11 protein-coding genes and 2 pseudogenes are annotated in these 14,296 nt (G+C 39.3%); 12 read left to right on the top strand and 1 reads right to left on the bottom strand.

Annotation, left to right across the window (positions count from 1 at the left end):
- Nucleotides 1-84 precede the first annotated feature (84 nt).
- The 7 genes from V9W66_RS05220 (at nt 85) to V9W66_RS05190 (ending at nt 7,313) form a co-directional block, all read left to right on the top strand.
- Nucleotides 85-942 carry a MobA/MobL family protein gene (locus V9W66_RS05220; protein ID WP_243121655.1) on the top strand — a complete coding sequence of 286 codons (858 nt, stop codon included), beginning with the start codon at nt 85-87 and terminating at the stop codon, nt 940-942.
- Between the two features lie 19 nt (nt 943-961).
- The gene (locus tag V9W66_RS05215) at nt 962-1,138 is read left to right on the top strand and encodes a hypothetical protein (RefSeq protein WP_243121654.1); all 177 of its coding nucleotides are present in this window, start codon (nt 962-964) and stop codon (nt 1,136-1,138) included.
- Between the two features lie 688 nt (nt 1,139-1,826).
- Nucleotides 1,827-3,434 carry an ABC transporter substrate-binding protein gene (locus V9W66_RS05210; RefSeq protein WP_186290038.1) on the top strand — a complete coding sequence of 536 codons (1,608 nt, stop codon included), beginning with the start codon at nt 1,827-1,829 and terminating at the stop codon, nt 3,432-3,434.
- Nucleotides 3,435-3,510: 76 nt separating this feature from the next.
- The gene (locus V9W66_RS05205; protein ID WP_186290037.1) at nt 3,511-4,452 is read left to right on the top strand and encodes an ABC transporter permease; all 942 of its coding nucleotides are present in this window, start codon (nt 3,511-3,513) and stop codon (nt 4,450-4,452) included.
- A gap of 12 nt (nt 4,453-4,464) precedes the next feature.
- Complete coding sequence (locus V9W66_RS05200; protein WP_144093772.1) at nt 4,465-5,301, top strand: ABC transporter permease; 837 nt, start codon at nt 4,465-4,467, stop codon at nt 5,299-5,301.
- A gap of 5 nt (nt 5,302-5,306) precedes the next feature.
- Entirely contained in the window at nt 5,307-6,317 is a 1,011-nt protein-coding gene (locus V9W66_RS05195; protein WP_144093771.1) for an ABC transporter ATP-binding protein, read from the top strand.
- The gene (locus V9W66_RS05190) at nt 6,318-7,313 is read left to right on the top strand and encodes an ABC transporter ATP-binding protein (RefSeq protein WP_207705779.1); all 996 of its coding nucleotides are present in this window, start codon (nt 6,318-6,320) and stop codon (nt 7,311-7,313) included. It abuts the gene before it with no gap.
- Nucleotides 7,314-7,602: 289 nt separating this feature from the next.
- Here V9W66_RS05190 and V9W66_RS05185 read toward each other — a convergent pair.
- Nucleotides 7,603-8,014, bottom strand: a pseudogene (locus V9W66_RS05185) (transposase); the annotation flags it as partial.
- Nucleotides 8,015-8,306: 292 nt separating this feature from the next.
- Here V9W66_RS05185 and V9W66_RS05180 point away from each other — a divergent pair.
- From V9W66_RS05180 to V9W66_RS05160, 5 genes and pseudogenes are all read left to right on the top strand, one after another.
- Nucleotides 8,307-9,215: a S66 peptidase family protein gene (locus V9W66_RS05180; protein WP_243121653.1), complete on the top strand. Its 909-nt coding sequence runs from the start codon at nt 8,307-8,309 to the stop codon at nt 9,213-9,215.
- A 439-nt stretch (nt 9,216-9,654) separates the two neighbouring features.
- Nucleotides 9,655-10,059: pseudogene (locus V9W66_RS05175) on the top strand (winged helix-turn-helix domain-containing protein); the annotation flags it as partial.
- 8 nt (nt 10,060-10,067) lie between these two features.
- Nucleotides 10,068-11,105, top strand: a complete 1,038-nt coding sequence (locus tag V9W66_RS05170; RefSeq protein WP_144093768.1) for a sensor histidine kinase — start codon at nt 10,068-10,070, stop codon at nt 11,103-11,105.
- Nucleotides 11,106-11,216: 111 nt separating this feature from the next.
- On the top strand, nt 11,217-11,900 hold the full coding sequence (locus tag V9W66_RS05165; protein ID WP_014080200.1) for an ABC transporter ATP-binding protein: 684 nt from the start codon (nt 11,217-11,219) through the stop codon (nt 11,898-11,900).
- A complete protein-coding gene (locus V9W66_RS05160) occupies nt 11,897-13,705 on the top strand; it encodes an ABC transporter permease (RefSeq protein WP_144093767.1) in 1,809 nt (602 codons plus the stop codon). The genes V9W66_RS05165 and V9W66_RS05160 overlap by 4 nt, the downstream gene beginning before the upstream one ends.
- Nucleotides 13,706-14,296: the final 591 nt, after the last annotated feature.

The following is a 14,296-nucleotide window of genomic DNA, read 5'->3' as shown; positions in this document are numbered from 1 at the left end:
GAGTGGTTTTGCAGGGAAATTATTGAAGGGCGTGAGTTTATCATAGCACTTCCAGAAAGTTTTGTTCAGTACAGAGCTGAAGATGTGGTAAGGCTTTTTACGGAAACTTTTCATAGAAAATATGGTGTGGAGTGCAGCGCAGCCCTTCATCATAACAAGACAAAGACAAATTATCATATCCATCTGGTATTCAGCGAACGGAAAATGTTGGAACAGACTGAAGTAAAGATTGCTACCCGAAATATGTTTTATGATGAGCAGGGAAAGCATAGACGCACAAAGAAAGAGGTTTTAGACGAGCAGGGCAATCTTCGGGCGGGATGCAGTATTATCCCCAAAGGCGAAATTTATGAAAGCCATGTCTTCACGAAAAAGGATGAATGGTTTAAGAACAAAGCCTTTACCAAAGAAGTCAAGGAACTGTTTACCGATACGATCAACCGATATGTAAAAGAGGAATCAGAAAAACTATCCGTATTCCAACAGGGCGGCGTATATCTGGCAACCAAGAAAATCGGAAAGAACAATCCGAAAGCAGAGGAGATAAAGGCAGACAATGAGGCAAGGCAGGAATGGAATCGGACAGTTGAGGTGGCATTAGTCGAGGGCGTTCCTGAAGAAGATATTTTGAAGATCAAACAGGAAAAAATCACAGAAAAAACGTTACAATCTATTAGGACACACGGTTGGCTGCCGGATATGTTCCGTCAGATTATCCGAGGTGCGAAAGACCTTTTACAGGAAGTCATTTTCAAATTTAAACTACCGCCGAAACCTGTATCAAAGATTGACTTGCAGGAGTGGAAAGATATGCAGAAGATCATGTATGAATTGCAGGGACGGTCAAGGGAGATAAAACGCACACAGCAGGATATTTCTTCTTTGAAAAAGCAACTGTCAGAGTTACGAGGACTATTTAAAGGCAAAGAGCGAAATTTATAACAAGGCAGAAGCGCTAATTATGGAATACAATGAAGAACTGCGAGCATGGAAAAATCAGACGGAGCAGAAGAAAGAAAATCCGTTAGAACAGCCGAAAAAAGCAAGCGTACTGGAAAAACTGCACCGCTATCAGCAGAAAGGTAAACAGCACCCGAAACGGTCAGTTAAAAAGAAATCTATGGATAAAGGACGATAAGAAGGCAAAAAAGGGTGATGAAGAAAAAACATTCGAAGAAATGGGAAGGAATTTATAGCAGACATGGGAAATTTTATCCTATGTCTGAGCTATTAGAGAAGATAAGAACAGAGTTTTGTTGCTGAATGTGAATGGATATTTGCATTGTATTTATTTGTGCCTTTGCATATGAGATAATTTGCCGTATAAAGAACCTGGGATTCAATCTATAGCGATATGGATTACAGGATTAGATATATTTGTATCAGTCGTATTGCCAATTCTCATTCCGGTTTTTGTGACTTTTTCTTATTATGTGGATAGTGAAAATAGTGGGATTCAGTTATTTACGTTAAAAGGTATTTCTAGGAAGAAGCTTTTTTACTCAAAATGGATATTTATGTAGTGATTATAAGTAGTTATTTTCTTTTTGGATTTTTTATAACGATTCCGTTTATGTTTTTTAGGGGCTTAGTATTATCGATATTAGCATAGAATGTAAAAAAAAGAAATCAGGAAGAAGAACGCTTTCCGAGAAACTTGGATATTGATTTCTTATGTTTACAAATAGTTAACAGAAAAATTACAGAAAAAAGATAGCTGAGAAAAAGTGTAAGATGTAAACTTACAAAAGCTAAGAAAAGATAAGGAAAATAATATCTCGGAATCATGAGTGATTATGAAAAAGAAGTGGAGGAAAAAATTGAAAATGAGAAACAAAGGATTAAAGAATATTGCTCTGTTTACGGCAGTTGCAATGTTAATAACCACGTATGGATGTGCAAGTACTCAGTCAGACAGTTCTGCCAAACAACAAGAGGATTCCAAGCAGACAAAAAATGTATCGAATGAGCCAGGTAATGATTCAGAGACAGTAATTAATATTGCCCGTGGTGGTGATACAGTTACAATGGATCCTATTTTCGCAGGTGATAACGTTGATATTTGGATGGATGGTCTGGTATTTGAGGGCCTTGTACGGACGTCCACTGATGGTAAGAATATTGAGCCATGTCTGGCAACTGACTGGGATATTAGTCCAGACGGTCTGACTTATACATTTCATTTAAAAGACGGTGTAAAATTCAGTGATGGTACACCACTGAAAGCTGAAGATTGTGAATATAGTATCGAAAGATCTATGAGTGATGGAGCATGGAGTTCATTAATCAGCTGTATAAAGGAAGTAAAGGTGGTAGATGACAATACCATAGACATTATTTTGACCAATCCTTCGGGATCACTTTTATCATGCCTTGCAAGTTTTGTGTGTGCAATATATCCCAAAGAGTACTATTCATCTACAGACTCAGATACACTGGCAAAAGAGCCAATTGGAACAGGTCCATTTTACTTAGAAGCGTGGGAGCCGGAAAAAAAGATGTGCTTTAAGAAAAACCCAAATTACTGGGAGTCTGGATATCCTCTGGCTGATGAAGTGAATTTTCTTGTAGTTCCAGATGACAATACTCGCTTAATGCAACTTCTGGCTGGACAGGTAGATGTAATCACAGGTGTATCTACTCAGATGAGAGAGAGTGCAGAAAATTCCAAAGAAATTAAAATAGTAGATTATCCGACAACACATGTGGAATATGTTTCTTTTAATTATACTAATGATAAACTGAAAGATAAACGCATTCGCCAGGCATTGAATTATGCAACAAACCGTGAGGACATCAATAAAGCTGTATTTGGCGGAATAGGAACAATTTGTCCTTCCATTGTGTGGCCTACGTCAGCTTATTTTAATCCAAACCAAACAAGCTATGAGTATAATCCTGAAAAAGCAAAGGAACTACTGAAAGAGGCTGGTGCGACAGACCTCGAACTGAATTTGATTATTTCCAGTGGTGATGCAAGTTCTCTCATGGAAGCAACAATTTTGAAAGATCAGTGGGAGAAGGTTGGAGTTACTTTAAATATTGACCAGATGGATAGTGCAGCGCGACGTGAAGAACGAAATAATCTTACTTTTGAGGTATTATTGAATTATTTTACCAGTGATATTACGGATGTATCAGAAAACATGGAAATGTTTTGTTTAAAAGATAATTATGACTGCTGGCATCTTGGATGGAATGGATCTGAGCAAGAAGAGGCTGAAAAATTGGTAAAAGAAGCCGGAGCTACAAATGATGATGAGTACAGAAAACAAAATTATTATAAAGCTCAGGAAATATTGGCAGATGAAGCATTGATTGTTCCATTGTGTACAATTCCAGAAACAGTAGCAATGAGAGATAATGTTTCTGGATTTGAACAGGGAATTCTTGGAAATTATCAGCTGAATAATTTAACGATTGATTATCAATAGTTGGTATAAATGTCAAGAATATATTATGGGATTGCAGATTTATTGCAATCCCTTTATTCATAGGAGGGAAATAAATTTGAAACAATTTAGGTATATAATAATGCGTATTTTTCAAATGATACCTGTACTTTTTGTTGTCACGGTTATTATTTTCTGGGGCATCAGACTAATACCAGGTAATCCTGCAATAACAGTATTAGGAGAAAAAGCTCCTGAGGAAGCGATAAGGGCTATGGAGATAAAAATGGGATTAGATTTGCCAATGTGGAAACAGTATTTAATCTATATAAATAATCTGGTACATCTTGATTTTGGGCAGTCTGTTCGTTTGCGAGAATCAGTTATAACATTAATTATGCACAGAGCATCAGTTACAATTATTTATACGATTATGTGTACACTGTTTACAATGTTGATTGGAATACCATTAGGATATATTGCTGGAACAACACAACATAAGGCATTGAGTAATACTATTTCTTCAGTAGCACTGGTGCTGTTATCACTTCCAGAATTCTGGTTTGGTATTTTGCTTTTAATGTTATTTGGACTGAAACTTGGCTGGGTTCCTGTAGGAGGCTGGGGAGATACTTGGGCAGAGCACGTACGTAGTATATTACTTCCGGCATTTACTGGAGCGATTGGAACGGTAGGCCTTCTGAGTCGCAACATACAGAGTGCGGTGCAAAAACTTCTTTCAAAAGATTATGTGAATTTTGCAAGATCCAAAGGTATTTCACAGAGAAAAATCCGTGACAGATATGTTATGAAAAATGTTATGGTTTCAACAATGACACTTATCTCTATGCGTGTTACGGCTCTTCTTGGAGGCAGTGTAGTAATCGAAACTGTATTTGCTCTTCCTGGTTTGGGAAAAATGCTAGTGGATGCGATTAACGGAAGAGATTACATTCTGGTGCAGGGAACGGTGCTGGTTTATGCATTTGCTGTTCTGGTAATTACTCTGTTTACGGATATTGCTTATTCGTACGTTGATCCAAGAATTAGTATGAAGTAGGGAGGTATACAAATGTTAAAGAAAAAAATAAATTATGGTAAAAAAGTAAATGTGGGGATAATTATAGGTATATCATTATTCGGTATTGCATTGATAATGGCCATTTGTCCATCGTTGTTTACAAAATTTGACCCTTATACACAGGATCTCACAAATGTTTTACATGCACCTTGTGAGGAACATGTATTTGGGACAGACGGATATGGACGCGATTTGTTTGCAAGAGTAGTATATGGTACACGGGTGGATCTTATGATAGGGTTTGTAGCCATGATTGTTCCTTTCGTTTTAGGTAGCCTGATTGGTATTTTTGCCGGATATTATGGAGGAATTCTTGATGCTATTGTAATGCGTATTCAGGATATTATGACAGCTTTTCCTTTTATGATTCTTGTGATTGCTATTGTAACAATTCTTGGTCCTAATATTAGTAACTTGTATATTGCAGTTTGGCTGGTAGGTTGGAGAGACTATACAAAACTCGTGAGAAGTGAAGTGCTGACTGAAAAAAACATGGATTATGTACATGCAGCCAAGGTGCTTGGATATTCAGATGCACGTATCATGATTCGCCATATTTTACCTAATACAATTGGAAGTGCAGTTGTGTATGCAATTTCAGATATTATGTTGTGTATGCTGGTTGGAGCCTCATTGAGCTTTTTAGGACTTGGTGTTCAACCACCGATTCCGGAATGGGGAGCAATTATCACAGAAGGACGTCAGTATATTACAAATGCATGGTGGATTTGTGCATTTCCGGGTTTGGCACTGGCAGTTATGGGCACTTCACTAAGTCTTCTTGGAGAAGGAGTTTCAAAAGTATTAACAAACGATGGACGGAGGTAGCGAAAATGAGTGATATTTTATTAGATGTTCAAAATTTACGTACATGTTTTCCAGGAAAGAAAAAAGTTATTCATGCTGTAAACGGTGTTTCATTCACTGTTGGGTATGGAGAAATCCTTGGATTAGTTGGGGAATCAGGATCAGGCAAAAGCGCTACCTGTCGTTCTATCATACAATTGCTTCCTTTTGGAGGTAGAATTATTGAAGGCAAAATTATTTATAAGGGTGACGATATTGTTAAAAAAAGTGAGCGGGGCATGCGCACAATTCGAGGCCGGGAGATTGGTATGATATTTCAAGAGCCTATGAATACACTTAATCCCGTAACAACGATTGGGGAGCAGATTCAGGAAACTTTGCGTAATAAAGGTACGAGTCGTGAACAGAGAAAAAAACGCGCTATTGAGTTGCTCAGGCTTGTTAACATTCCATCTCCTGATAAAAGGATTTATGAATATCCTCACCAGTTTAGCGGTGGAATGCGCCAAAGGGCAATGATTGCGATAGCTTTGGCATCTGAACCTAAACTTTTAATTGCAGATGAGCCAACCACTGCACTTGATGTGACGATTCAACAGCAGATTATGAAACTTTTATTAGATATACGAAATCATTTTCATATGGGAATAATTATGATTACACATAATCTGGGAGTTGCTTCACAAATTTGTGATACCATAGCTGTTATGTATGCAGGAAGGATTGTTGAAAAAGCTCCAGCTTCAGAGTTATTTCTTAATCCACAGCATCCATACACACATGGATTAATGCAGTCGATCCCTTCTGCTGATAAGAAAGGAAGCAAACTTGTTCCAATTGCTGGGCATCCACCGGATCTTAGTGTGGAACTGCAGGGATGCCCTTTCGCGGAGAGATGTCCTTATTGTATGGATAAGTGCATTAGTGAGATGCCGGTTCCAAGCTATATAACAGAAAAGCACAGCTGTTGCTGTCATTTGGTTGGTAAGCTAGATTTTCTTAACACAAATGTAGGGAGAAGTAAGGAGGTAGGCTGAGTGAAACAAAAGAAAATCCTTGAGATTAAAGATTTAAAAAAATATTTTATTTCAAGAAAAACAATACTCCAGATGATAAAGCATGAAGAACCCTCAACTGTAAGAGCCATAGATGGTGTTTCTTTGGATATATATGAGGGAGAGGTTGTCGGGCTTGTAGGAGAAAGTGGTTGTGGCAAGAGTAGTCTGGCTAAGGTACTTATGAATTTGTATCCTGCTGACAGTGGAGATGTTTATTTTAAAGGAAAGTCAATTGTTAATACAAAAAAAAACAAAGGCAATCTTTGTGGTACGAAAATACAAATGGTGTTTCAGGATCCGTATGGATCTCTTAATCCATGTATGACAATCCAGCAGATGTTTTATGAAATATTAAGTGTTCACAAATTGTGTAAAAAATCTGAACGAAAGAGTGTGGCATTATCATGTCTTGAGATGGTAGGTATGAATGCATCAGCGTTAAGTTCTTATCCAAGTCAGTTTTCGGGTGGACAAAGGCAGCGCATAAGTATTGCTAGGGCGTTGATTGTTAAGCCGGATATTTTGATTGCAGATGAAGCAATATCAGCGTTGGATGTATCTATTCAGGCTCAGATTATAAATCTTTTAGTTGATCTGAAAGAAGAGCTGAATTTGTCAATGCTATTCATTTCCCATGATCTTTCCGTTGTCAGGTATATATCAGATCGTGTTGCAGTTATGTATCTCGGAAAAGTGATGGAAACAGCATCGACGGAGGAGTTGTTTGAGAATCCTCTTCATCCGTATACGGATATTTTGATGAAGGCAACACCAGTGATTAATGAAAAAAATATAGATAGCAAAGAGGGAATTAAGGGGGAACCGCCAAGTCCTATGAATATTCCAAAGGGTTGCAGGTTTTCTACACGGTGTCCATTTGTAACAGAAAAATGTATGCAGGAAGAGCCTAAGCTCATAGAATATCGTAGTGGACATTATGTAGCATGTTGGTATCCATTATTTTTAGATAGATAAATTAAGCCTGAATTATTCATGCCAGTAGAATCCTGACAGATTAATTCCATTTTCTGTTATTGAACCACTTAACAACCATATTCCTTAGCGGATACCTTAGAAAAGGGCAGAAAATCCCTATAAGATCCATTGTGAGGTATTTGGCTGTCAAGGTTCATTGCTGTTGCTATTCCAACTTCGGCTGTAAATTTCGGATGTTTTCCAATGTTTCATAGAATTCACTTTTATATGGACAGCTGCTGCAAAGTTTGAATATCGTATATCTTGCTGAATGTACCACTTTTGTAGCTATGGCATAGACAACCTTCCGGACCTTCCGCATGATGTCATAAAACTGGCGAAGTGTGGAATCATCCATACGGTTAAAAAAGCGGGATAATGTTGGCTGTGAAGCCAGGGACCTGCTTGCCGAGAATTGCCGTTAATACAGGATCGTTGGTAAGTTTGTCAACACAGTCATCTTCAAAGTAAGCACCAAGAATCTGGTATACCATCTGCCAAAGGTTCTCATGATTTTTATGAATACGGAACATGGCAGAATCATTGGTTTTGAATTCAGATTTCAATATTTTGTCAAAACCAAGTTTGCAGACGAATTCTTTTATAAGAAGCAGACCTGCATCGGAGGATAAATCGCCTCCGTCAAAATTTATTTTCATGTACTTATTGCTTTCTAAAGCGGTGTCGTTTAAACCATGCATAGGGACTTCTCCTTTGTTATTGTTTTAGCCTGGACACCTAAATTTTAACAGATCTGAAGCCCTTTTTCTATGCAATTGGCTTCACTTTTTGAGTGAAAGGTTAAAAGTACAGAAAATGTTGTAACTAAGCGGTATGTAGCACCGTCAATAACTACTGGATGAATAATTCAGGATTAAGTATAAATTAAGTAAGAAAACCCAGTAAAATCAATGGGTTTCGGCATTTGACAAATGCCTATGTTAGAGTCCGATAGAAACACCTATTTAGATAGAAGAAAGGAGAGGGCTTGAGATGGAATTAATAAAGCCACAAAAACTGCATAAAGGAGATACTATAGGATTTATTGCCCCTTGCTATATGATTCAGAAGGAAGAAGCGGAAAAGTCAAGGAGTGTTCTGGAAGGGTTGGGGTATCGTGTAAAGTATGCTAAAAATTTGTTTTCTTCTGAGTGGGGGTTTGCAGGATCGGATTTACAGAGGGCAGATGACTTTAATGAAATGATTTTGGATGAAGATGTAAAGATGATTTTGTTTACTGGGGGAGAGGTCAGTATTCATTTATTACCTTTACTCAATTACGAACAGATACGCAAACATGTAAAAATTATTTGCAGTTATAGCGATAGTACAACTTTGCTGAGCGCAGTTTACAGTCGAAGCAAAATAGTTACATTTTATGGACAATCCATTCATACCTTTGTAGAAGCAGAACAATATAATATAGATTCGTTTATGCAACGTTTGCAGGCAGGAACACTAGAATATGTGTCTGCAACACCATGGAGAAAAATTCATGGAGGTACAGCACAAGGGGAGTTAATCGGTGGGTATCTTGGTAATTATGCTTTAATACAGAACACAAAATATTATTCTCTTGAAAAAAATAAGAAATATTTGTTATTCCTCGAAGACCATGAGAAATTCATTGAGCCAGCCGCAGTTTCACGATACCTGACAGCATTGGAACAGGATGGGATTTTTGATTTAACTTCAGGACTTATTTTTGGACATTATTCAAAGCATCCACGGCCTTTAATTAAAGAAATTCTTGAACGTATTGGGAACAAATATAACATTCCGGTTGTATGGACAGAAGATTTTGGACATGGAAACTATAATGCCATTTTTCCAATAGGAACAAGGGCAGAATTAAATGCAGATACAGGAATATTTAGATTTTTGGAAAGTGGTATTGTATGAAGCGTATTTTTTTCAAGAATCAATAGGAGCTCCAAGTTGATAATACCTATAATTATTGACCAGCCAGAAGATAACTTAGACAATCAATCTGTATATAATAAGTTGGTTCCATGTATTTGTGCAGCTAAGCAAAAAAGACAGGTTATTATAGTAACGCATAATCCTAATATAGCAGTGGCTTGTGATGCGGAACAGATTGTGTGTTGCCGAATGGACAAGATACTCATAAAATCACATATACTTCCGGAGCAATCGAAGATAAAGAAATTAAGAAAAATGTAATTGATATTTTAGAAGGTACTATGCCGGCTTTTGATTGAAACAATCTCAAACCCCCAGCAGAGCTGGGGAGACTTGTGGACGCAAGGGGCAATAAATGTAGTATCAAATTAAAAACCTCCGTTGTACAATGAATGTGGGTCTATCAAACCACATAAAAGACAACGGAGGTATCCATAAACCGTTCAAACTGGGGGTTCTCGTTTCAAGGATTAACGCCTTACTTCGACGTGCAAATTCTTTTCAAGCAGCAGACACAGAATTGCAGTCGAATGGCATCAAAGTTCTTTTGCTGCAAGGACAGGTTTTCAAAAATGGGGAGCTGTTGGATTTGACTGCCGCGGAATACAAGCTACTGTGCCTGTTTATGAGAAACCCAAGCATGGTGCTGACAAAGGGACAAATTTTAGATAAGCTATGGGATTGCGACGGGAATTATATCGACAGTAGTACCCTTACGGTCTATATGCGTCGGCTTCGTATGAAGATCGAGGATAATCCAAGCGAACCACAAATGCTCCTGACTGTTCGAGGTATGGGATATAAATGGAATATTATCGGGTGAGGTGCAGAATGAAGATACTGGCAAATAAAGAAATCAAAAATCTATTTCTTTCGCTTTCACTGGTTTTGGGGGTTACATTTCTCTTAGCCGAGGTTTTTCTATGGCTGTCATATCGCCGGCTTTCTCTGTTATTGCTAATCCTTTTTCTATTGGCTGGCGGTGCTGTATGGGCAGTCTGCTTTGTATATTTTAATCGGCAAAATCAGATCATGGAGCAGGCGATATTACAAATCAATGCGTATCTTGATGGTGATCGCAATGCCCGTATTGAATGTGACAATGAGGGCGAATTGTACCGACTGTTTCATTCCATCAATTCTTTAGCGGCAGTGTTAAATTCCCATGCAGATAACGAGTTACGAGAGAAAGAGTTTTTGAAAAATACAATCTCCGACATTTCACACCAACTGAAAACACCACTGACGGCTCTGAACATTTATAACGGACTGCTTCAGGACGAGGATATAGAAGTGTCATCTGTGAAAGAATTTGCTAATCTGTCCGAGCAGGAGTTGGACCATATTGAAGTGCTGGTGAAAAACCTTCTCAAAATCACAGAGTTGGACGCTGGTTCTATTGCATTTGAAAAGGAAATAGAAAATGTAGCGGATATGATGCAGGATTTGGAGCTACACTTTGCATATCGGGCCAAGCAGGAACAGAAAGAGATCGTATTATCTGGTGCAGATGATATTTCTCTTTTCTGTGACCGTGATTGGTTGGGCGAAGCGATTGGCAATATTGTAAAAAATGCACTTGACCATACAGGAAAGGGCGATACCATTTACATTAAATGGACGGCACTACCCTCCGCTGTTCAAATCACAATAAAGGATAACGGGTGTGGAATTCATCCAGAAGATTTACACCATATCTTCAAAAGGTTTTATCGCAGCCGTTTTTCAAAGGATACACAGGGGATCGGGCTTGGCCTGCCGTTGGCAAAAGCGATTATCGAAGCTCATGGGGGCCTAATAGAAGTAGAAAGTGAATTAGGAATTGGAACGAGTTTTATAATGAACTTCCCAATTCCTACAAAATTGTAGGCTGGTTGTAGGGCTACAGTAATATTAGGGTGCTATTCTTTCCATCGTAGACAGGAACGAAAGTTTACCCGTTTACGACAGCAAAATCATTGAGAAAGAAGTGTATGCACGATGAACTTATTAGAAGTCAAAAATATTTGTAAAACTTATGGCAGCGGAGAAACCACAGTCAAGGCTTTGAAAGATGTTAGTTTTTCTGTTCCCAAAGGAGAATATGTGGCAATCGTTGGAGAATCCGGTTCTGGTAAAAGTACGTTGCTGAATATGATCGGCGCATTGGACACGCCTACGTCGGGTAAGGTATTGATTGACGGCAAGGATATTTTTTCTATGAACGACAAGAAGTTGACCGTCTTCCGTCGCAGAAATATCGGATTTATTTTTCAGGCGTTCAACCTTGTGCCAGAGCTTACGGTAGAGCAAAATATTATTTTTCCTGTACTGCTTGACTATCAGAAGCCGGACAAAAAATATCTGGAAGAACTGCTTACTGTTCTTAATCTGAAAGAACGCCGTAACCATTTGCCGAGCCAGTTATCCGGTGGCCAGCAGCAGAGAGTGGCGATTGGCCGCGCATTGATTACCCGTCCTTCTTTGATTCTGGCAGATGAGCCAACAGGAAATTTGGATTCACAAAACAGCAGTGAGGTCATAGCATTGCTCAAAGAAACATCGAAAAAATACGAGCAGACCATTATTATGATTACCCACAACCGCAGTATTGCGCAAACGGCAGACCGGGTATTACAGGTATCGGATGGCACTTTGACTGATTTTGGGAGGTGCCGTGAATGAAAAGCTATCTTAGTCTTATTCCCATCTCCGCTAAAGTTCACCGCCGACAAAATCGTATGACGCTGCTTTGCATTGTATTTGCTGTGTTTATGGTAACAGCAGTATTCAGTATGGCAGAAATGGGTTTTCGGATGGAACAGGCTCGATTGGTTGGTAAGCATGGAGGTTTCTCTATTGGAGACTTGCTCGGCAGTTCAATGGGACAAACCCTTCTTTCTGTCGCGGTTGTTCTATTCCTGTTGATTTTGGTTGCAGGCGTTTTGATGATTTCCAGCAGTATGAACAGTAGCGTTGCCCAGAGAACTAAATTTTTTGGAATGATGCGTTGCATTGGTATGAGTAAGCAGCAGATTATTCGGTTTGTTCGTCTGGAGGCATTGAACTGGTGCAAAACGGCTGTACCCATCGGTCTTATTTTAGGGGTTGTTACAACATGGGGGCTGTGTGCGGTACTGCGTTTTGTAGTCAGAGAAGAATTTTCTGAGATTCCCCTCTTTGGTATCAGTATTTCTGGTATTGTCTGCGGTATCTTTGTTGGACTGATTACTGTACTGATCGCCGCAAATGCTCCGGCGAAACATGCCGCGAAGGTATCTCCTATCACAGCGGTGTCTGGAAATGCAGACCATGGAAAAACAATGCGTCATTGCCAATATACAGGATTCGGAAAGATTGAAGCGCTTCTCGGTATCGACCATGCGGTCTCCGGGAAGAAAAATTTATTCCTGATGACAGGTTCTTTTGCACTAAGCATCATCTTATTTTTGAGTTTTTCCGTTATGATCGATTTTGTGGATTATTTGATACCTCAGTCAGCTGCTACATCAGATATTGATATTGCAAGTGCTGACGGTAATGTGATTCCTCGGGAACTGCTTACATCCATCCGTGAAATGAATGGAGTGAGAGAGGTTTACGGGCGGCGTAGTGCGTTTGATGTTCCTGCCAGATTAAATGGCGATACCGGATTTTCCGGTACAATAGATCTGATTTCTTATGATGATTTTGATTTGCAATGTCTGAAAAAAGATGGTGCTTTGAAAAGAGGGAGTGATTTGTCCAAAGTTTATGGAGACAGTCACTTTGTTTTGGCAACATCCGATCAGGACAGTACATGGAAAATCGGCGACAACGTTCAAATTGGGGATGAAACCCTTACCATAGCTGGATTGTTAAAAAATGACCCCTTTAGTGAGGATGGATTGACAAACGGAAAACTCACATTGATTACCTCCGGAGAAACATTTATCCGTTTAACAGGAAATGATGATTATTCTCTTGTGCTGATACAGACAGCAGGGAATATTACGGATGAAAATGTTCAGGCAATCCAAAATTCCGTAGATAAAACATATAGTTTTTATGATAAACGTGGCGAGCGTACTACGGGAACTTATATGGCTTTTGTTTTCTGCGTTTATGCGTTTTTGGCAATTATTGCACTGGTAACGGTAATGAATATCATCAACAGTATTTCAATGAGTGTGTCTACCAGAATGAAGCAATACGGGGCTATGCGTGCAGTAGGAATGGATGAACGGCAAATGACAAAAATGATTGCTTGCGAAGCATTCACCTATGCTGTTTTGGGGTGCGTTGTTGGCTGTGCTATTGGCTTGCCGCTTAGCAAGCTGCTGTATGATTTCCTTGTTGCAGGACATTTTCCATCTGCGGTATGGCAGTTTCCAATTACCTCTTTGGGCGTCATTCTTTTGTTTGTCTCGATTGCGGCAATTGCGGCTGTGTATACTCCGGCAAAACGGATCCGTAATATGTCGATAACTGCAACCATCAATGAATTATAGTTTCATATGTTAATCTGCCGGACGACGGCAAAAGAAAAAAAGCCGTCGTACAGCAGACATATTTTCACGCACCTTATGAAACGGCGGCTTTGATTTCAGAGCCGCCGTTTCTTTGCGTTGTGCGCCTAGCGGCGCACGTTTCTAACGGGTTAAAGTCCCGAATCCGCCCGGTAGTGGGAAGGATATAGCCGAAGGCAAGGGTGTCCATCGTGAGATGGAATCTGAAGGAAGCTGGATGTGAGGAACATACTAACTCACGGGCAAATCTCTGGTCTGACGAACAGAAATCTCATATGAGGTCATGCATGAGGGTAAGATTGCAGCACAAATTGAAGCTCAATAACTACACGGAATCATGTATGATAAATGAGGCAGATGGATGGAGAGGAAGAAACGTGTGGTACCTAGGGAGGTCTGTGCGGTATGCCTTGAAAGAGGTAACCATTGCATAAAGCAATGCTGAACGCACAGAAGTCAGCAGAGGTCATAGCAGCCGAGAGGTGAAGGACCGAATCAGTAGGAGTCTTGAGTATGACCGAGAAAGGAGAAATGACCGTCTATGGCAGAAAACATTGAAAATAATGGCTGTTT

Source organism: Blautia massiliensis (ex Durand et al. 2017), assembly GCF_051861785.1.
GTDB lineage: Bacteria > Bacillota > Clostridia > Lachnospirales > Lachnospiraceae > Blautia_A > Blautia_A luti_A.
Note: the sequence above shows the minus strand (reverse complement) of the source record. Positions and strands in the feature narration are given on the sequence as shown.

Excerpts from the sequence above, each read along its gene's own strand:
- V9W66_RS05215 (WP_243121654.1), top strand. The coding sequence starts at position 962 with ATGGAATACAATGAAGAACTGCGAGCATGGAAAAATCAGACGGAGCAG.
- V9W66_RS05210 (WP_186290038.1), top strand. The coding sequence starts at position 1,827 with ATGAGAAACAAAGGATTAAAGAATATTGCTCTGTTTACGGCAGTTGCA.
- V9W66_RS05200 (WP_144093772.1), top strand. The coding sequence starts at position 4,465 with ATGTTAAAGAAAAAAATAAATTATGGTAAAAAAGTAAATGTGGGGATA.
- V9W66_RS05195 (WP_144093771.1), top strand. The coding sequence starts at position 5,307 with ATGAGTGATATTTTATTAGATGTTCAAAATTTACGTACATGTTTTCCA.
- V9W66_RS05180 (WP_243121653.1), top strand. The coding sequence starts at position 8,307 with ATGGAATTAATAAAGCCACAAAAACTGCATAAAGGAGATACTATAGGA.
- V9W66_RS05170 (WP_144093768.1), top strand. The coding sequence starts at position 10,068 with ATGAAGATACTGGCAAATAAAGAAATCAAAAATCTATTTCTTTCGCTT.
- V9W66_RS05165 (WP_014080200.1), top strand. The coding sequence starts at position 11,217 with ATGAACTTATTAGAAGTCAAAAATATTTGTAAAACTTATGGCAGCGGA.
- V9W66_RS05160 (WP_144093767.1), top strand. The coding sequence starts at position 11,897 with ATGAAAAGCTATCTTAGTCTTATTCCCATCTCCGCTAAAGTTCACCGC.